Origin of the sequence: Blautia sp. MCC269, from assembly GCF_018785655.1 — a bacterium.
Classification (GTDB): Bacteria; Bacillota; Clostridia; order Lachnospirales; family Lachnospiraceae; genus Blautia_A.
In genome coordinates, this window is sequence record NZ_WQQE01000125.1 from 1 (window position 1) to 286 (window position 286).

1 protein-coding gene is annotated in these 286 nt (G+C 33.9%); it reads right to left on the reverse strand.

Going from position 1 to position 286, the window contains the following annotated elements:
- Positions 1-286, reverse strand: a 286-nt coding sequence (locus tag GPK88_RS18710; RefSeq protein ID WP_215708138.1) for an SdpI family protein, incomplete at both ends; no start/stop codon positions are given.

Sequence of the window (286 nt, forward strand, 5' to 3'; positions counted from 1 at the left end):
AGAATAGACCCAATTAAAGGAATAAGTTGAACACCACAGATAATTCCTCCTATACTCCCAACACAATCTTCATTTTTTCCAATCACTAAAAGCATGAATATTACTGTTATCGGCAACATAACCATTCCACAGACATACCAGACTTTACCACAATATTTATGAGCAAATTCCCATGTGTCTTTGTTCTTCATAGACATCGAAGTCCGATATCCAAATACTGAATTTATTTCCTTTGGAGCCTTTTTCATAAAATATCTTCCAAAACCAATCATCGTAAATGGAAGAA